Source organism: Pseudonocardia sp. (assembly GCF_050246655.1).
Taxonomy (GTDB): Bacteria; Actinomycetota; Actinomycetes; order Mycobacteriales; family Pseudonocardiaceae; genus Pseudonocardia.
On the sequence record NZ_JBFWVQ010000064.1, the window covers coordinates 1 to 20,523 of the forward strand.

Annotated in this window: 5 protein-coding genes and 1 pseudogene; 2 read left to right on the plus strand and 4 right to left on the minus strand. The window is 76.4% G+C overall.

The annotated features are described in order from the left end of the window. Positions 1–1,639 (minus strand): threonine--tRNA ligase (gene thrS / locus AB7J25_RS19455; protein WP_428511000.1); only part of this gene is annotated, 1,639 nt, incomplete at its 3' end. Positions 1,640–1,736: 97 nt separating this feature from the next. Continuing rightward, entirely contained in the window at positions 1,737–2,801 is a 1,065-nt protein-coding gene (locus AB7J25_RS19460; RefSeq protein ID WP_428511001.1) for an MBL fold metallo-hydrolase, read from the minus strand. Positions 2,802–3,140: 339 nt separating this feature from the next. Between AB7J25_RS19460 and AB7J25_RS19465 the strand changes: the two genes are divergently transcribed. Next, on the plus strand, positions 3,141–4,142 hold the full coding sequence (locus AB7J25_RS19465) for an LLM class flavin-dependent oxidoreductase (protein ID WP_428511002.1): 1,002 nt from the start codon (positions 3,141–3,143) through the stop codon (positions 4,140–4,142). Between the two features lie 102 nt (positions 4,143–4,244). After that, positions 4,245–5,231, plus strand: coding sequence for an LLM class flavin-dependent oxidoreductase (locus AB7J25_RS19470; protein ID WP_428511003.1), 987 nt, complete (start codon positions 4,245–4,247; stop codon positions 5,229–5,231). A gap of 2 nt (positions 5,232–5,233) precedes the next feature. On the opposite strand, the gene AB7J25_RS19475 is transcribed toward AB7J25_RS19470, so the two are convergent. Together AB7J25_RS19475 and AB7J25_RS19480 are read right to left on the minus strand one after the other, a co-directional pair. Continuing rightward, complete coding sequence (locus AB7J25_RS19475) at positions 5,234–6,154, minus strand: TIGR04222 domain-containing membrane protein (protein ID WP_428511004.1); 921 nt, start codon at positions 6,152–6,154, stop codon at positions 5,234–5,236. A 126-nt stretch (positions 6,155–6,280) separates the two neighbouring features. Further along, positions 6,281–20,497: pseudogene (locus AB7J25_RS19480) on the minus strand (amino acid adenylation domain-containing protein); the annotation flags it as partial. Positions 20,498–20,523: the final 26 nt, after the last annotated feature.

The window sequence follows — 20,523 nt, forward strand, 5'->3', positions numbered from 1 at the left end:
CCCGGTGGATCATCACCGGCCGCTGCCGGGAGCCGTCCGGCGCGGTGTACTCCAGCTCGAAGCGGTCCGGGAGCATGAGGTCGACCTGGATGGTCGACATCTGCCACGAGCGCCCGATCGCGTCCTTCGCCTGCACGGAGATCTTGGGCGCGTAGAACGCGGCGCCACCCGGGTCCAGCACCAGGTCGAGCCCCGAGGCATGCGCGGCACTGCGGAGTGCCTCGGTGGCCCGCTCCCAGTCCTCGTCGTTGCCGATGGACTTCTCCGGGTCGCGGGTGGACAGCTCCAGGTAGAAGTCGTCGAGGCCGTAGTCGCGCAGCAGGTCCAGCACGAACTGCAGCAGCGACCGGATCTCGCCCTGCATCTGGTCGAGGGTGCAGTAGATGTGCGCGTCGTCCTGGGTGAAGCCGCGGGCGCGGGTGAGCCCGTGGACCACCCCGGACTTCTCGTACCGGTAGACGGTGCCGAACTCGAACAGCCGCAGCGGCAGCTCACGGTAGGACCGCCCGCGCGACCGGTAGATCAGGTTGTGCATCGGGCAGTTCATCGGCTTGAGGTAGTAGTCCTGCCCCGGCTTGCGGACGGTGCCGTCAGCGTTCAGCTCCGCGTCGAGATGCATGGGCGGGTACATGCCCTCGGCGTACCAGGCCAGGTGCCCGGAGGTCTCGAACAGGTGCCCCTTGGTGATGTGCGGGGTGTTGACGAACTCGTAGCCCGCCTCCTCGTGGCGGCGGCGCGAGTAGTCCTCCAGCTCCTTGCGGACCACCCCGCCCTTGGGGTGGAACACCGCGAGCCCCGAACCGATCTCGTCCGGGAAGCTGAACAGGTCCAGCTCCGCGCCGAGGCGGCGGTGGTCGCGGCGCTCGGCCTCGGCGAGGCGGTGCAGGTACGCGTCGAGCTGCTCCTGGCTCTCCCACGCGGTGCCGTAGATGCGCTGCAGCTGCGGGTTGTGCTCGCTGCCCCGCCAGTACGCCGCGGCGGTGCGCATCAGCCTGAAGGCCGGGATGAACCGGGTGGTGGGCAGGTGCGGGCCCCGGCACAGGTCGCTCCACACGGTCTCGCCGGTGTGGGCGTGCACGTTGTCGTAGATGGTGAGCTCGCCGGAGGCGTCCACCTCCATGACGTCCGGGTCCGGCTCGCCCTTGAGGTCGATGAGCTCCAGCTTGTACGGCTCGTCGGCCAGCTCCTTGCGGGCGTCGTCCAGCGAGTCGAACCGGCGCCGGGAGAACCGCTGCCCCGACTTGACGATCTTCTTCATCGCCGACTCGATCTTCTTCAGGTCGTCGGGGGTGAAGGGGCGCTCGACGTCGAAGTCGTAGTAGAAGCCGTCGGTGATCGGCGGGCCGATACCGAGCTTGGCCTCCGGGTACAGCTGCTGGACCGCCTGCGCGAGGACGTGCGCCGCCGAGTGGCGGATGACCGAGCGGCCGTCCTCGGTGTCCGCGGCGACCGGCTCGACCTCGACGTCCACCTCGGGCGCCCAGGCGAGGTCGCGCAGCTGCCCGTCCGCGTCGCGCACCACGACGACGGTGGACGGCCCGCTGGTCGGCAGGCCCGCCTCGCGCACGGCGGCACCGGCAGTCGTCCCGGCCGGCACCGGGAGAGGTGCGGGCGAGGGACGGGATGCGGGCGCGGACACGGCGGACCTCCTGGAGTTGACTGAGAAACTCCGATGCTAGAGGCCGTTGTCGAGCGGGTTCCGCGCGGTAAGCCTCAGGCTCCGGGGCGGACGGTCCTCAGGCGACGAGCCGGAAGGTGGTGCCGCTGCTGCCCTGGACCCAGGCCTCGGGCAGGGCCGCGGCGAGCGCGTGCTGGGCGCGCCAGCCGGTGCAGTGCCCGGGGACGACGAGGGCCGGGGCGAGCTCGGTCAGCGCAGCCACCGTCGGCGGGATCACCGGCTCGAACGCCGGCCCGCCGAGGTGCAGTCCGCCGAGCAGCGCGTGCAGCCGGCGCACCCCGGTCAGCCGCAGCGCGTGGCGGACGATGTTCACCGCCCCCGCGTGCCCGCACCCGGTCACCACCACCAGGCCACGCCCCCGAACGTGCACGACCAGCGCCTGGTCGTCGATCACCAGCGGGTCGTGGCGCCAGCTGCCGCCCGTCCAGGCCTCGTGCGCGGGCGGCATCCCGCGCTCGAACTCGGTGGTCCGGTCGACCTCCCCGGTGACCAGCACACACCCGTCGACGAGCAGCGACGGCTCCCGCCGCTCGACCAGCTCGAACCCCTCGCCGGCCAGGGCCCGCGGGCTGAGCGTGGGCAGCTCGTCCGGTTCCCGGCCGCTCACGGCGAGCCGCCTGCGCGTCCACGCGTGCGGGTGCACGACCATCGGCATCCGGCGCTGCCCCAGCCGCCGGGCGAGCCCGGCGATGCCGCCGGCGTGGTCGAAGTGGCCGTGGCTGAGCACCACGCCCTGGACCTGCGTCAGGTCCACGCCGAGCCGGTCGGCGTTCGTGATCATCGCGTCGGGCGAGAGGCCGGTGTCGAACAGCACCGAGGTGGTCGTGGAGGTGGTGCCCGTCCCGCGGCGGACGGTGACGAGCGCGGCGAATCCGTGCTCGGCGACCAGCCCCACCGCGGTCCGCCCGCCGTCGAACTGCGGTGCCGCCGCCGTCCCCACCGTGAACGGGGCCCGCCGCGCCCGGTCCTCGCCCGGCAGGAGGGCGTCGTAGACGTTGTCGACCAGCGTCGTGACCAGGACCTCGTCCACGGGCTCCAGCTCGATCGGGTCGACCGCGGTCCCCGTGGCCTCGCGCGGGACGGCCTGGGCCACCCCGGTCCCGTCGGTCGTCGCCTCGCACATGCCGGCCTCCTCGCCGGGTCCGGGGGTACGCGGGCGCGCTACCCCGTCTCCGCAGTGAACGGCGTCACCCCGTCCCCGCATTGAACGGCGTCGCGGCGCCCGGCGGAACCTGGGAGGCCCGGTTCCACCGGACGGGCGTCGGGGGTGGGCGCCGATCCGCCTCGCGAACGGCACGTACGGGAGGACCTATTTCCCGTACGGGCCGTTCGCGCGCGGCGGCTTGCCCGTTCGGGCCGTTCGCGCGCGGCGGCTTGCCCGTTCGGGCCGTTCGCGCGCGGCGGCTTGCCCGTTCGGGCCGTTCGCGGGAAGCCTCGCCCCCACCACGGCGTTGCCACCGGCGTGGTCCCCCTCTCCGTGCTCGACCTCGTCCCCATCGGCTCCGGCGTCTCCGCCACCACCGCGCTCGCCGCCTCGACGGCGCTCGCGCGGCGTGCCGAGGAACTCGGCTACCGCCGCTACTGGGTCGCCGAGCACCACGGGATGCCCGGTGTGGGCAGCTCGTCGCCACCGGTCCTGATCGCGCACCTCGCCGCCTCCACGTCCACGATCCGGGTCGGCTCGGGCGGGGTCATGCTGCCCAACCACCAGCCGCTGGTCATCGCGGAGCAGTTCGGGACGCTGGAGGCGCTGCATCCCGGGCGGATCGACCTCGGCATCGGCCGCGCCCCCGGCACCGATCCGCGGACGGCCCGGGCGCTGCGCCGCGGCACGGACGTGCTCGGCGCCGACGACTTCCCGGAGCAGCTCCTCGAGCTGCGCGCCTACTTCGCCGGGGACGGCCCGGTGCGCGCGATCCCCGCCGAGGGGAACACGCCCGCGTTCTGGCTGCTCGGCTCGTCCGGGTACTCGGCGCAGGTCGCAGGCCTGCTCGGGCTGCCGTTCGCGTTCGCCCACCACTTCGCGGGCGGGCGCGGCACCGAGAACACCGAGGCTGCGCTCGCCCTCTACCGCGAGCGCTTCCACCCGTCCCCCGTCCTGGACGCTCCATACACGATGATCGGCGCGGCCGTCCTCGCCGCGGACACCGACGAGGAGGCCCGGCGGCTCGCCCTGCCGGGAGCGCTGTCGTTCCTGCAGCTGCGGCTGGGACGCCCGGGGGTCGTCCCGACACCGGCGGACGCGGCGGCGTACCCGTACTCGGACGAGGAGCGCGCGTTCGTCGAGGACCGGCTCGCGGCCCAGGTCGTCGGCTCGCCGGACACGGTCCGGGAGGGCGTGCGCGCGCTGGTCGAGCGCACGGGCGTGGACGAGCTCATGGTCGTGACGAGCGCGCACGGCGGGCCGGAGCGGCTGCGCTCCTACGAGCTGCTCGCCGACGCCGTGGCGACCGCCGGGGTGTGACGCGCGCTGGTCCGCGCTGGTCCGCGCTGGTCCGCGCTGGTCCGCGCTGGTCCGCGCTAGTCACAGTGTGACCTGCCCGGGGCCGCGTGGTCTGATGGGTCGGTGATCCCGCTCTCGGTGCTCGACATCGCCCAGGTCAGCTCGGGCGCCACCACCGCGGACGCGCTCGCCGCGACCACGGAGCTGGCCCGGCACACCGAACGCCTCGGCTACCGGCGGTTCTGGCTGGCCGAGCACCACATCCGCGGCTACGTCTGCTGCTCGCCGCCGGTCCTGGTCGCGCACGTCGCCGCGGCGACGACGACGATCCGCGTGGGCTCGGGCGGGGTCATGCTGCCCAACCACCAGCCGCTGGTCGTCGCGGAACAGTTCGGGCTGCTCGACGCCCTGCACCCGGGCCGGATCGATCTCGGCGTCGGCCGCGCGCCGGGGGCCGATCCCGTCGTCGCGCGGGCGCTGCGGCGCGGGCAGCGCCCGCCCACCGACGCCGAGCTCACCGAGGACGTCGACGAGCTGCTCGCCTACCTGTCCGGCGCGGGACCCGTCCCCGCGACCGCGGCCGAGGGTGCCCGTCCCGAGGTGTGGCTGCTGGGCTCCGGCCTGGAGAGCGCCCGGCTCGCCGGGCGGCGCGGGCTGCCGTTCGGGTTCGCGCACCATTTCAGCCCCGAGTCGATGGGTCCGGCGCTCGACGCGTACCGCACGTCCTTCCGGCCGTCGGCGGTGCTGGACGGCCCCCGCGTGCTGCTCGCGGTCTCCGCCCTCTGCGCCGACGACGACGGGCTCGCCCGGCGTCTCGCGTTGCCCGGCGCGCTCGCCTTCCTCCAGCTGCGCCGCGGCCGCCCGGGCCCGCTGCCCAGCCCGGATGAGGCGCGCGCGTACCCGTACACCGGCGCGGACCGCCGCTTCGTCGTCGAGCGGTTCGACGCCCAGGTGATCGGGTCGCCGCAGGCCGTCCGGGCCCGGATCGAGGAACTTCTGCGCCGCTCCGGGGCGGACGAGCTGATGGTCGTCACCGGCACCCACGACCCCGCGGACCGGGTGCGGTCCTACGAGCTGCTCGCCCAGGCACTGGCCCCGGCCGCCGTCTGATCTCACGAGAGCCGGGCCACCAGGAGGAGCACCTCCGCCGTCACGGCGATCACCATGGCAACGGCCGCCACCGGGACCAGCCGCCGCAGGAGGTGCCGCGCCCGCCACCAGCCCGCCCGCCAGCCGAGCGGCACCTCGGCGCCCAGCCCGGCGAGTGCCACCCTCCGGTCCTGGGCGCGCGACGTCGACGCCCGGCGGGCCGCCGCCAGCGCGCGCAGCCCGGCCACCGTCCGGAAGCGCGGTGGCGGGTGCGGATCCACGGCCCAGGCCAGCACCCCGAGGCCGGCGGTCACGGTGACCGCCACCCCCAGCACCCCGAACCACACCGGTGACGTCCCCGTGCGCGCGATCCCGATGACGAGGCCCGCGAACATGAGCGCCCCCGCCGCCGCGGAGACTTCGGTGAGCGTCACCAGAGTGCGCCGCGCGCGGCGGCGGTTCCCGGCCGCCGCCGGGTCGCCCACCAGGCCGGCCGCCGCGAGCCGGTCGCGGGCGGCGTCCACCTCGGGGTCGCCTGCGTGCGCCGCGAGGATCCGGCCGATCGCGCCGTCGCGGCCCGCGTCGTGCAGCACGCGGCGGTCGAGGACCGGCACGTCCGGCGGTGCGCCTGCGCCGCGGGCGGGGTCCGCGGGCGCCCCACCCCGGATCGGACGAGCCGCCGCGCCGCCGGGATCGCGGGGCCGCACGCGCGCCCTGGCACGCACCTCCAGCGCCCCGGACCGGACGAGCCGCGCCACCGCCACCTCGACCACCCGCCGCGGCCCACCCGCGAGGTAGGCGAGCTCGTCGACGTCGGGCTGCGCACCGGGGTGCGCGCGGCCCGGCGGGCGCAGCGAGACGGCCCACGCCCACGCCGTCACGGCGGCCCCGCCCGCTGCGAGCAGCAGGTGCGGTGCCATCACCAGCCACTCGGCGACCCCCACAACCGACCGTGATACGCGATATGGATCAGGCCGGGTAGCCACCCATCCGCGTGACGTGTACGCCGCGCGCCTCCCGGCCGCCGGCGGCGCGGCGGACGGCAGCGGGCGGGCCGGTGGTCGCGCCCGTCATTCCCGCTCCGGCCCGGCCGGCACCGCCCGCACGATCCCGCGGAGGGCCTCGAACCACAGCTCGCCGAGCTGCACGATCTCGCCGCCGCTGCGGTCGCCGTCGAACAGGCCGGCGGGCCACTCCCACGACGCCCGCAGCTCCGGGCGCCCGTCGGCGGAGTCGACGGCCATCACGTCGGCGACCACCGCGTGGTCGGCGGGCATGTCGTCGCCGCGGCCACCGCCGAGCGGCGCGAGGCCCGGCGGGGTCCGCCAGTCCCCGGCGCTGCCGTCGGCCCCGTATCGCCCGAGGTAGTTGAACTGCAGCTCCGGGTCGGCCCCCGCGGCCAGCACGGGGCCCGCCGCCGGGTCGAGATGGCGCAGCACGCCGTAGCCGAGGCCGCCGTCGGGCACCGCGCAGAGCTGCTCGCCGACCTCCGCGACCAGCCGCCGCACCGTGGTCGGGTCGCCACGGGTCACGTCCGCCCACTCCCGCGCTGCTGCGTCCAACCGCACCGGGAAGATCGTGGTGAACCAGCCGACGGTGCGGGTGAGGTCGAACGACCCGCCGGCCACCTGCTCCTCGCGGCCGTGGCCCTCCAGGTCGACCAGGGTCGCGCCGTCCGGCCGCCCCGTGTGCTCGCGCCACCGGGCCAGCGCCACCCCGAGCGCGGCGAGCAGGACGTCGTTGATCCGCGCGTCGAGCGCGGCCGGGATCCGGGTGAGCAGCGGCTCGGCCCACTTGGCGCCGAGCACCAGGGTGCGCTCGACGACGGTGCCCGCGGTGTCGTGCGCCGGATCGAGCGGGCGGCGGGCCAGTGGCACGGCGTCCGCGGTCACCCGCTCCCAGCGCGCCCGCTCCCCGCCCCGGGCGCCGGTGCGGCCCAGCTCGGCGAGCGCCCTCGCCCATGTCCGGAACGAGGTCGCGACCGGCGCCAGGTCCACCGGCCGTGCGGCCGCGAGCTGTCCCCACGCCTCGGCGAGGTCGTCGGTCAGGATGCGCCACGAGACGCCGTCCACCACGAGGTGGTGCGCGACGAGCAGCAGCACGCCCGGCACGTCCGGCCCCCGGTCGAGCAGCACCGCCTGGACGAGCACGCCGCGGTCCGGGTCGAGCCGGGCGGCCGCGGCCTCCTGCTGGGCGTCAGCGAGGGCGGCGAGGTCGGTCCCCGGATCGACGGCGACCCGGGTGAGGAGCCCGGCCGGGTACGCGCCGGGCGGGTCGATCCGCAGCGTCCAGCCGCCCGCCCGGTCCAGCCGGGCGCGCAGGACGTCGTGGTGGTCCAGCAGGGCCCGGAGGACGGTCTCCAGGTCCGCCGCGGACGCGCCGACGGGGACCTGCACCGGCACGGACTGGTGGAACGCGCCGATCCGGTCGGTGAACGCGGCGAACCGGGCGATCACCGGGGTCGCCGGCACCTCGCCGACTCCCGGGTCGTGGGTCGGCCCGGCCTCGTCGGTGGCCGCCGCGGCGGCCAGGGCGGCGACCGTGCGCAACCGGCGGACGTCGCGGGGCCGCAGCGCCAGCCCGTGCCGCCGCGCGCGGGTGACCAGGGCGATCGAGGAGATGCTGTCGCCGCCGAGATCGAAGAAGTCGTCGTCCGCCCCGACCGCGTCCGCGCCGAGGACCTCGGCGAACAGCGCGCAGAGCGTGGCCTCGGCCTCGGTCGCGGGCGGCCGGTGCGACCGCCCGGTCGTCAGGGCGGGCACCGGCAGGGCGCGGACGTCGAGCTTGCCGTTCACGGTGAGCGGCAGCCGGTCCAGCACCGTGAGCGTGGTCGGGACCATGTGCGCGGGCAGGTGCGCGGCCAGGTGCGCCCGCACCGACCCGAGCAGCGCGTCCCCCTGGTCAACCCGGTCGCCAGGATCGGCCGGGACGAGGTAGCCCGCGAGGTGGCGGGCGGCACCGTGGGTCTGCACGGTCACGGCCGCGTGCGCGACCCGCTCGTGCCCCTCCATCGTCGCCACGATCTCCCCGGGCTCGACCCGGTGACCACGGATCTTCACCTGGTCGTCGGTGCGGCCGAGATAGTCCAGGTTCCCGTCCGGGCGGCGCACGACGAGGTCGCCCGTGCGGTACATCCGCCCGCCGGGACGCGGTGCGAACGGGTCCGCGACGAACCGCTCCGCCGTGAGCCCCGGCCGGTCGTGGTAGCCCCGCGCGAGCCCGGCACCCGCGAGGTACAGCTCGCCGGGCGTCCCCTCGGGGACCGGCCGCAGCGCGGCGTCCAGCACGTACGCGCGGGTGTTCGCCACCGGCGTCCCGACGGTCGGGGTGGCGCTGTCGGCCGTCCCCGCGCCGAGGGCGTTGATCGTGTACTCGGTCGGGCCGTAGAGGTTGTAGCCCTCCACGGCGTCGGCCCCGGCCAGCTGCGCCCACACCGAGTCCGGGACGGCCTCGCCCCCGAGCAGCACGAGCGGCGGCCGGTGCTCCCCCGCGAGGAGCCCGGAATCCAGCAGGGCCCTGGCGTAGGTGGGGGTGACGTTGACGACGTCGATCCGGTGGCGCGCGCAGTAGGCGGTGAGGCGCTCGGCGTCGCGGCGCAGCTCCTCGTCGCAGACGTGCACCTCGTGGCCCTCGACGAGCCAGAGCAGCTCCTCCCACGACATGTCGAACGCGAACGACACCGTGTGCGCGATCCGCAGGACCCGCCCGCCGGTGGCCGCGATCGTCGGGGCGAAGATCTCGTCGCGGTGGTTCACCAACATGTTCGTCAGCCCCCGGTAGGGGGTGACGACGCCCTTTGGGCGCCCCGTCGAGCCGGACGTGTAGATCACGTACGCCGGATGCTCCAGCCGGCCCGGGATGCCGGGGGCGAACCGGGGGTGGGTGACCGGGCCGTCCGCGGGCCACTCGTTCGCGGGGTCGTCCAGCAGGACCACGGGCGCGTCCAGCACCGGCAGCGTCCCCGCCGCGGACGCGACCGTGAGCACGCACGACGGTGCCGCGTCGGCCACGGTCGCGGTGAGCCGCTCCGGTGGGTTGTCCAGCTCCAGCGGCAGGTAGGCCGCGCCGGTGCGCAGCACCGCGAACAGGGCGACGACCATCGTCGTGGTCCGGGGCAGGGCGAGCCCGACCACGGTCTCCGGTCCCGCGCCACGCCGGACCAGGAACCGGGCCAGCCGGTCGACCCGCTCGTCCAGCTCGGCGAAGGTGAGCCGCTCGCTGCCCTGCACGAGCGCCACCCGGTCCGGGCAGGTGGCCGCGCGCGCGGCGAGCAGCTCCGCGATGCCCAGCTCGGGCACGGCGCGGGCCGCGGCGTCCCACGACGCGGTGACCTCCGCCCGTTCGGCGGCGCCCAGGATCGCGAGCCGCCCCACCGGCCGCGATGCGTCGTCGGCGATCTGGCCCAGCAGCGACACGAACAGGTCGTACAGCCGCCGCGCCCGGTCGGGATCGACCCGGCGGTCGTCGTACTGCAGCCGCAGGGTCAGCTCGTCGGCGGGGAAGACCTGCAGGGACGCCGCGAAGTGCGTCCTGGCCTCGACCGACTCGCCCGCGCCGGTGATGCGCAGGCCGTCGCCCGGCTCGTCGTCTCCGGTGGCGGGGAAGTTCTCGAAGACGAACAGGACGTCGGACAGCTCGTCGCGGCCCGCGCCCGAGACCTCGGCCCGGACGTCGGCGAGGCCCAGGTACTGGTGGCCGAGCAGCGCCGCCTGCTCGCGCTGGTGGCGGGCGAGGACCGCGTCGACCGGCTCGCCCGGCGACCAGTACAGCCGCACCGGCACCGTGTTGATGAACAGGCCCACCTGCCGGTCGATCCCGGGCACGTCGGCGTCCCGGCCGGAGACGACCGCCCCGGTCACGACGTCGGTCCGACCGGTGACGGCGCCGACCGCGAGCAGCCACGCCCCGGCCACGACTGTGTTCAGGGTGAGCCCCCGCTCGCGGGCGACGGCCGCGACCCGCGCGGTGAGCTCCCGGTCGACGACCCCCGTCACCGCGGACGGCGGCGCGGGCGGTGCGTCCTGCGGGAGCGCCAGCCCGACCCGCGTCGGCTCGGCGAGCCCGGACAGCGCCTCCCGCCACGCGCCGCGGGTGCGGTCGCGATCCTGGCGGCCGAGCCAGCGCAGGTACTCCGAGTAGGGCGCGACCGGTGCGAGCGCCGCACCCGGGTCGCGGGCCAGCGCCACGAGCTCGTCGAACAGCAGCGGCAGCGACCACCCGTCCGCGACGAGGTGGTGCAGCGTGAGGACGAGGGTGTGCTCACCCTCCCCGCGCACGACCGCGGCACGCACGAGCGGCGCGGTGTCGAGCGCGAACGCGGTGGCGCGCTCGGCGGCGGCCACGTCGAGCACCGGGTCGAGCAACGGGTCGACCCTGCCGGCGCCGCCCCCGTCCACGGCCCGCAGCCGGACGTCCACGCTCCGGGCGACGGCCTGCACCAGCGTGCCGTCACCGGTCTCGTGGAACGACGCGCGCAGCGTGGCGTGCCGGGCGGTGAGCGCAGAGAGCGCGCCGCGCAGGCCGTCCGCGGGCAGCGGACCGGCCAGCTCCACGACGTACTGCACGATGTAGCCGTCGGGGTCCTCGGCGGTGTGCTCGTGATAGCGGGAGTGGAAGTACATCCCCTGCTGCAGCGGGGTGAGCGGCCAGACGTCGACGAGGCCACGAACGCGCCGTTCGAGCGCGTCGACGTCCTCCTGGGCGAGCGGGACGAGGGGGAAGTCCGCGGGCGAGCGGCCCCACTCCCCCGGCCCCGGCGCGTGCTCGGCCAGCGCGGCGAGCGCCGCCTGCCAGTCCTGCGCGACCGCCGCGGCGCGCTCGTGCGTGAGCACCCCGTCGGGCCAGGCGAAGGTCGCGGTGAGCACGGGCCCGGCGGCGGTGTCGGTCACCGCGGCGTTGATCTCCAGCGCGTAGCCCACCGCGGCGGTCGGGTCCGCCCGCTCCCCGAGCCCGGGTCGTTCGGGGGCGATGGCCCAGTCCTGGTCGGCGGTGTCGCCGCCGCCGAAGCGGCCGAGGTAGTTGAACAGCACCTCGGGTGTGGCGGTGTCCTTCCAGGCCGCGGCCAGGTCCGGGTCGAGATGGCGGTCGAGATGGCTGTCGAGATGGCGCAGCACGCCGTAGCCGATGCCGTTGTCCGGGCGGGCCGCGACCTGGCAGCGCACCCGCTTGACCGCCTCCCTCCAGGCACCGGCCGTCGCGGGCCCGCCGCGCAGGAGTTCCTCCCGGCCGACCGGGCCCGGGTCCAGCCGGACCGGTGCGATCGTGGTGAACCAGCCGATCGTGCGGGACAGGTCCAGGCCCCCGGCGGCGTCGCCCTCGCGGCCGTGGCCCTCGAGGTCGACGAGCACCGCGGTGCGGTCGTCGCGGCCGAGTGCGAGCGCCAGCGCGCTGAGCAGCACGTCGTTGACGGTGCCGTGGAACGCCGCCGGCACCGGCCCGAGCAGCCGGCCCGTGACGTCCGGTCCGACCGTCACCTCCAGGGTGCGCGCCGCGCCGATCGTGTCGCGCTCCGGGTCGAGCGGGCGATCGCCCACCGGCGCGAGCCGGCCGTCGTCGGCGAGGACGGCGCGCCAGGCGGCCAGCTCACCGCGCCGGGCCCCGTCCGCCTGGGCGTGCAGCGCCGCGGTCCAGGTCCGGAACGACGTCGGCACGGGATCGGCCACCGCGGGCTCCCCCGCGCGGTGGCGGCGCCACACGTCGGCCAGGTCGGCGAGCACGATCCGCCACGACACGCCGTCCACGACGATGTGATGAGCGGCGAGCACCAGCCGCCCGGGTTCCGGCCCGGCGTCGAGGAACACCGCCTGCAGCATCACGCCGCCGTCGGGGTCGAGTCGCGCGACGGCCCGGTCCTCGTGCTCGGTGATCATCGCGGCGAGGTCCGCGCCCTCGGGCACCTCGACGGTGGTGAGCGCCGCTCCCGCCGCCACCGCGCCGGGCGGCGGCACGTGCAGCGCCCACCCGCCCGCGCGGTCCAGCCGCGCGCGGAGCAGGTCGTGGCGGTCCAGGAGGGCCTGCACCAGCACGGCGGCGTCGGCGGCGGTCAGGCCGCGCGGGGTGCGCACCGTGAGCGACTGGAAGAAGCCGTCGATCGGCACGTCGTCGTCGCGCAGGCCGGCGAGGATCGGCACCGGCTCGACCCGGCCGACGCCGCTGTCGGCGGCCACCGTCGGAGCGGCACTGCCCGCGACGGCTGCGAGCGCCTCGGGCGTGCGCTGCTCGAACACCAGCCGCGGGCTCAGCGCGAGCCCCGCCCGGCGCGCCCGGCCGACCAGGGCGATCGAGACGATGCTGTCGCCGCCGAGCTCGAAGAAGTCGTCGTCCAGCCCCACCCGGGCGACCCCGAGCAGCTCGGCGAACAGCTCGCACAGCGTGGCTTCGGCGTCGGTGCGCGGCGGGCGGTGGGCCCGCCCGCTGGTGTACTCCGGCGCGGGCAGCGCCGCGGTGTCGAGCTTGCCGTTGACGGTCAACGGAAGGTCGTCGACCACCGTCACCGCCGACGGCACGAGGTGGGCGGGCACCGTGACCCGCAGCTGCTCGCGCACCGCGCCGGGCAACCCGGTCCGGTCGGCCGACGGCTCGGGCACGGCGTAGGCCGCGAGCCGCGCCAGCCCGTTGTGGACGTGCACGACGACCGCGGCCCTGGCCACGCCCGCGCACGCCTCCACCGCGGCCGCGACCTCGCCCGGCTCCACCCGGTAGCCGCGGATCTTGACCTGGTCGTCGGTGCGGCCGAGGAAGTCGTACAGGCCCTCGGCGGTGCGGCGGACGAGGTCGCCCGTGCGGTACATCCGCCCGCCGGGCTCCGGCGTGAACGGGTCCGCGACGAACCGCTCCGCGGTGAGCCCCGGCCGGTCGTGGTAGCCGCGGGCCAGCCCGGCCCCGGCGATGTAGAGCTCGCCCGGCGCGCCGTCCGGAACGGGGCGCAGCGCGCCGTCCAGGACGTAGGCGCGGGTGTCGCGGATCGGTCGCCCGACCGTCGGGGTCGGGCTCTCGGCGGTGCCGCCGCCAAGGGTGTTGATCGTGTACTCGGTGGGGCCGTAGAGGTTGTAGCCGGGCACGCCGGCGTCGATCAGCGCCGTCCACACCGACTCCGGGACGGCTTCGCCGCCGAGCAGCACCAGCACGGGCCGGTGCTCGCCCGCCAGCAGGCCCTCGTCGATCAGCGCCCCGGCATAGGTCGGGGTGACGTTCACGACGTCGATGCGGTGCTCGCGGCAGTACGCGACGAGCCTGCGCGCGTCGCGGCGCAGCTCCTCGCCGCAGACGTGCACCTCGTGGCCCTCGACGAGCCAGAGCAGCTCCTCCCACGACATGTCGAAGGCGAACGACACCGTGTGGGCGATCCGCAGCCGCCGCCCGCCCGCGGCGGCGACGACCGGCGCGAAGATCTCGTCGCGGTGGTTCACCAGCATGTTCGTCAGCCCCCGGTAGGGGGTGACGACGCCCTTCGGGCGCCCCGTCGAGCCGGACGTGTAGATCACGTACGCCGGGTGCTCCAGCCGCCCAGGGGTGCCCGGGGCGAACCCTGCGTGGGTCGACGGGCCCGCCGCTTGCAGCTCCTCGGCGTCGAGCAGGACGAGCGGGGCGTCCAGCCCGGGCGGCGCGGCCGCCGCGACCGAGAGCACGCACACCGGCGTCGCGTCGGCGACCATCAGCGCGAGCCGCTGCGCCGGGTGCTCCAGGTCGAGCGGCAGGTAGGCCGCACCCGTGCGGAGCACCGCGAACAGCGCCGCCACCATGTCCGGCCCGCGCGGCAGCGCGAGCGCCACCACCCGCTCGGGGCCCGCACCCCTGGCGACGAGCAGCCGGGCGATCCGGTCCACCCGCTCGTCCAGCTCGGCGAACGTGAGCCGCTCGCCGCCCTGGACGAGCGCGACGGGACCGGGCGTGCGGGCCGCGGCCTCCGCGAGCAGCTCCGCGACCGTCGCGGCGGGCGGGGGCTGCGGATCGGCCCAGGTCGCCGCGAACGCGGCGCGCTCGCGCGGCGCGAGCACCTCCACCCGGCCGAGCGGGCGCGACGGGTCCCCCGCGAGCGATCCGATCACCGCGGCCAGGCGCTCCAGCAGCGCCGTCGCCTCGGCCTCGGACGTGGTCGCGTCGTGCTCCAGCGTCAACCCCAGCTCGGCGCCCGGCGTGGCGATCACGACGAGCGGGTAGTGGGTGGCGTCGACGTGGGTGAACCCGCCTGCACCCGCGGCGGCGAGGGCGTCGGCCGGGATCCCGGCGAAGTTCTGCAGGACGAACAGGGTGTCGAACAGGACCGGCTGCCCCGCGAGCCGCTGGATCTCGCCGAGGCCGAGCTGGTCGTGGTCCAGCAGCGCCACCCGCTCGCCCTGGATCCGGCGCAGGAGCGCCCCGACCGGCTCGGCGGGGTCGGTCCGTACCCGGGCGGGGACGGTGTTGAGGAACGTCCCGACCACGTGCTCGACGTCGGGCAGGTCCGCCGGGCGGCCCGAGACGGTGGTGCCGAAGACGACCTCGGCACGTCCGGTGAGGCCGCCGAGGACGATCGCCCAGGCCGCGTTGAGCACCGTGTTGAGCGTGACGCCGCAGCGGCGGGCGAGGTCGAGCGCGGAGGTCGTCGCCGCCGGGGTCAGGGTCAGCGTGCACCTGCCCGGGATCTCCGCGCGGGAGCCGGTCGCGCTCGGGCGCACCAGCGTGGGCCCGTCCAGCCCGGCCAGGGCGCGGCGCCACGCGGCCCGCGCGTCCTCGGGGTCGCGCTCGGCGAGCCGCCGCAGGTGGTCGGCGTAGGAACCGGCCGGCGGCAATGCCGCGTCGGGGTCGGCGTAGCGGCGCAGCAGCTGGCCGAACACCACGCCGTGCGACCAGCCGTCCCAGGCGAGCAGGTGGTAGGTCGCGACCAGCCGGTCCGCGTCGGGCAGGCGTAAGAGGGCGATCCGGAACAGTGGCGGATCGGCGAGGTCGAACCGCCGCGTGCGCTCGTGCAGCGCGAGCGCCGCCGCGTCGCCCTCGGGGTCGGTGGACCCGGTCAGGTCGTGGACGGTGACGGTGTCCGTGCCATCCGCGACCCGGGTGCGCACGACCTGGCGGATCGTGCCGTCCCCCCGGTCGACGAACGCGCAGCGCAGCGTCGGGTGGCGGCGCTGGAGGTCCTCCGCGGCGCGGCGCAGCCGCTGCGCGTCCGCCCGCCCGTCGAAGGTGAGCGTGCTCTGCCCGGTGTAGACGTCGAGGGCCCCGTCGACGCCACCGTCGAGCCCCCTGTCGTACACGGCCTGGAAGTACAGCCCCGCCTGCAGCGGCGCCATCGGCCAGACGTCGTCGACGGCGCCGCACCGCTCGCGCAGCGCGTCCAGCTCCCCCGGCGCGAGATCGACCAGCTCGAACGGGCGCACGGGCGGCCGCGCGGGGCCCGTCGCCTCCCCCGACCGGGCGGCGAGCGCCTCGGGGGTGCGCCGCTCGAACACCAGCCGCGGGGTGAGCGCGAGGCCGTGCGCGCGGGCGCGCGTGACCAGCCCGATCGCCGTGACGGAGTCCCCACCGAGCTCGAAGAAGTCGTCGTCGGCACCGACCGCGCCCGCCCCCAGGACCTCGGCGAAGAGCGCGCACAGGAGCTGCTCGCGCGGGGTGCGCGGGGCGAGCCCGCTGCCGCCGCCCGCGTAGGACGGCGCGGGGAGTGCGGCGACGTCGAGCTTGCCGTTGACGGTCAGCGGCAGCGCGGCGACCTCCGTCACCGCGGCCGGGATCATGTGCGGCGGCAGCAGCCCTGCCAGGTGGGCGCGCAGCTCGGTGGGGTCGGGCGCCTCGCCCGCCGGGACGACGTACGCGGCCAGCCGGGCGATCCGGTGGCGCCCGTCGACGAGGACCGCCGCCTGGCCGACCGCCGGGTGCGTCTCCAGCGCGGCGACGATCTCACCCGGCTCCACGCGGTGGCCACGGATCTTCACCTGGTCGTCGGTGCGGCCGAGGTAGTCGAGCAGCCCGTCGGGGCGGCGGCGCACCAGGTCGCCGGTGCGGTACATCCGCTCGCCGGGCTCGCCGAACGGATCGGCGACGAACCGCTCGGCCGTGAGGCCCGGCCGGTCGTGGTAGCCGCGGGCGATCCCGGCGCCGGCCACGTACAGCTCGCCGGGCGCGCCGTCGGGAACCGGGCGCAGCGCGGCGTCCAGGACGTGGGCGCGGGTGTTGTGCACCGCGGTCCCGATCGTGGGGGTGGGGCTCTCCGCGAGGTCCGCGCCCAGGGCGTTGATCGTGTACTCGGTGGGCCCGTAGAGGTTGCAGCCCGCGGTGTGCGGGGCGGCGGCCAGATCGGCCCACACGGAACCGGGCACGGCCTCCCCGCCGAGCATGAGCAGCCGTGGCGGATGCGGTCCGGAGAGCAGGCCCGCGTCGATCAGCGTGCGCGCCCAGGTCGGGGTGACGTCGAGGACGTCGATGCGGTGCTCGGCGCAGTACGCGACCAGCCGGTGGGCGTCGCGGCGCAGGTCGTCGTCGCACAGGTGCAGCTCGTGCCCCGCGACCAGCCCGAGCAGCTCGTCCCAGGACATGTCGAACGAGAACGCCGTGGTGTGCGCGATCCGCAGCCTGCGACCGTCCGCCACGCGGTCGAAGATCGCCTCGGTGTGGTGGGCGAGCATGTTCGCGAGCCCGCGGTGCGGGACGAGCACGCCCTTCGGCCGCCCCGTCGAGCCGGACGTGTAGAGCAGGTAGGCGGGGTGGTCGGCGCGGCGTGCGGCGGGCGGCACGGGACCGGGATCGGCGGGGGCGTCGAGGTGCACCACCGGCGGCCCCGGCGGCACGGGCGCACCCGCGGCGGCGACCACGCACACGGGACGGGCATCGGCGACCATGTCGACCAGCCGCTCCGCGGGCAGCTCCGGGTCCAGCGGGAGGTAGGCGGCTCCGGTGCGCAGCACGGCGAACAGGGCGGCGACCAGCTCCGGCGAACGCGGCAACGCCAGCGCGACCACGCTCTCGGGCCCGGCACCCGCACGGGCGAGCACGCGGGCGAGCCGGTCGATGCGCGCCCCCAGCTCGCCGAAGGTCCACCGGACGTCCCCGCACACCAGCGCGAGGTCGTCCGGACGGTCCCGGACGTGCCCGTCCAGGACCTCGTCCACGGGCACCCCGGGCTCCGGCCGGACGGCGGCGGCCCAGCCGGCCGCGAGCGCCGCGCGCTCGGGTCGGGGAAGCAGGTCGAGCGCGCCGACGGGCACGTCCGCCCTGGCGTCCACCGCCTCGACGAGCCGCTGGACCGCCAGCACGAACCGGTCGAGCAGCGCCGCGGCCGCTGCGGCGTCCACCGCGGAGGGCCGGTGCTGCAGGGTCAGCCCCAGCTCCTCGCCCGGCGTCACGACCAGGACGAGCGCGTAGTGCGTCGAGTCGGCGTAGTCGGCGTAGCGGACCCCGTCCGCCGCGAGCCGCTCCTCGTCGGGCATCGGGAACGTCTGCAGCACGAACAGCGTGTCGAACAGCAGCCGGTGCCCGGCCGCCCGCTGGACGTCGCCCAGACCGAGGTACTCGTGGTCGAGCAGGCCGACGCGGTCGGCCTGGACGCGGTCGAGCAGCGCCCCGACCCCCTGAGCCGGGTCGATCCGCACCCGCGCGGGCACCGTGTTGAGGAACATGCCGACCGCGCGATCCGCGCCCTGGAGCTCGGGCGGGCGCCCGGCGACCGTCGTGCCGAACACGACGTCCGTGCGGCCCGCGAGCGAGCCCAGCGTGAGCGCCCACGCCACGTTGAGCAGCGTGTTCACCGTGACGCCGCGGGCGCGGGCCGCCGCGCGCAGCGCGGCGTGCGCGGCGGGCGGGATCGTGGCGCGCACGGCCCCCGGTGCGTGGCGCTCGTCCGCCTCGCCGCGCCCGACGAGCGTGGGCCCGTCCAGGTCGGCGAGGGCCTCGCGCCAGGCGGCGACGGCGGCGTCGCGGTCGCGGCCCGCGAGCCAGCGGGCGTGGCCCAGCGGGTCGGGCGGGGCCGGCAGCTCGGCCGCGCGCCCGGCGTAGAGGGCGAACAGCTCCTCGACGACGACGTGCTGCGACCAGCCGTCCCACGCCGCGAGGTGCTGGGTGAGGACGAGCCGGGCCCGGCCCGGCAGCTGTGCCGCGAGGATCCGGAACAGCGGCGGCGTGGCCAGGTCGAACCGGCGGGTCCGGTGCTCCGCGACACGGAGGGCCAGCTCCGCGACCGGGTCCTCGCCGTCGAGGAGCACCTCGTCGATCTCGACCGCCGGGTCGGGGCGCACGACCAGCACCGGGCTCGCCTGCCCGGTGCCGACCAGGCCTGCGGCGAGGATCGGGTGGCGGCGCAGCAGCACCGCGCAGGCCGCGCGCAGCCGCGCGACGTCCACGGGCGCGTCGAGGTCGAAGGTGTGCTGGGCGGTGTAGACGTCGAGGCCGTCATCGAAGGCGGCCTGCAGGTAGAGGCCCTCCTGCAGCGGTGCGGCGGGCCAGACGGACTCGGGTGCCACCCCGTGTCGGGCCGCGATCTCCGCCGCGAGCTCGGGCGCCACGAGCGGGCCCGTGCCTGCCGCGGTCGCCGGCTGTGACAACTGCGCCGGCGTCGCCGTCGTCACAGCCGGGAACGCCGCGGCGAGCGCCTCGGGGGTGCGCCGCTGGAACACGTCGCGCACGCCCACGGCCAGCCCGTCCGCCCGCGCCGCCGCGGCCAGCCGCATGGCGGTGATGCTGTCGCCGCCGAGCTCGAGCAGGTCCTCCTCGACACCGACCGCGGCCACGCCCAGCACGGCCGCGAAGAGGCCGCACCAGTGACGCTCGGCGTCCGTGCGCGGCCCCGGCCCGGTGCCGGACGGGATCTCGGGCGCGGGCAGCGCCGCGCGGTCGATCTTGCCGTTCGGGGTGAGCGGCAGCCCGCCGGGCAGCGCGACCACGACCGCGGGGACCATGTGCTCCGGGAGCGTCGTGGCGAGCGCCGCCCGGATCGCGGCCGGTTCCGCCGCGTCCGCGTCCGTGACGACGTAGGCGGCGAGGAACCTGCGACCCGGCCGGTCCTCCCGCAGGACCACCGCGGCCTGCCGGACCCTGGGCAGCGCCAGGAGCGCCGCCTCGATCTCGCCCGGCTCGATGCGGTGGCCCCGCAGCTTCAGCTGCGCGTCCGTACGGCCGAGGAACTCCAGCAGGCCGTCCGTGGTCCACCGCACCCGGTCGCCGGTGCGGTACATCCGCGCGCCCGGCTCGTCGAAGGGGTCGGCGACGAAGCGGGTGGCGGTGAGGGCGGGCCGGCCGAGGTAGCCGCGGGCGAGCCCGCGCCCGGCGACGTACAGCTCGCCCGCGACGCCGATCTCCACCGGGCGCAGGGCCTCGTCGAGCACGTAGACGTGCGTGTTCGGGTCGGGCACGCCGATCGGGGCGGGCCCGGTCCAGCCGCCCGGCGGGGCGGACCAGAGCGTCGAGTTGACGGTGGCCTCGGTGAGCCCGTAGGCCGTCACCACCCGCAGCGGTCCGGCCCACCGCGTGATCACCTCGGGCGGCACGGTCTCGGTGCCGACGACCAGCACCGCGCCCTCCGGCAGGCGGGCGTCGGCAGGCAGCGCGGCCACCAGCGACGGCGGCAGGATCATGTGCGTGACGCCCTGGTCCACCAGGTACTCGGTGAGCTCGGGCCCCGCGGTCCGGCGGTGCGCCGGCACGACGACCACGGTGCCGCCGACGCACAGCGACATCGTCAGGTCCCACACCGCGACGTCGAAGCCCACCGAGGCGAACTGCGCGACGCGGCTGCTCGCGTCGACGCCCAGCCGGTCCACCGCCGTGGCGACGAGGCTCCCGATGCCCTCGTGCGTGACGACCGTTCCCTTCGGCCGCCCGGTCGAGCCGGACGTGTAGATCACGTAGGCGGCCCCATGGAGCCCCACATTGGTGTCACGGTCGCCGTCGAGGCCGGCCGGGTCGTCCGCGGCTAGCTCCGCGACGACGGCCGGGTCGTCGAGCACGAGCCGCTTCCCCGCGGGGAGCAGGTCCGCGAGCTCCGCCACGGTCACGACGAGCCGCGCGCCGGAGTCGTCGAGCATGTAGCCGAGCCGGTCGGCGGGGTGGTCGGTGTCGAGCGGGAGGAACGCCGCTCCCGCCTTGAGCACCCCCACGAGTCCCACGACCAGCTCGGCCGAGCGTGGCAGGGCCACGCCGACGGTGTCCTCCGGTCCGATCCCGCGCCTGCGCAGCGCCCGCGCGAGGCGGTTGGCCTGCGCGTTCAGCTCCCCGTAGGTGAGCGCCACGTCGTCGCACACCACCGCGACGGACCCGGGTGCAGCCGCGGCCCTGGCCTCGATCAGCCGGGGCCAGGTGGTCTCCTCGACCTCGCGGCGGGGCGTGCGGGACCAGACCGGAAGAACCGCGG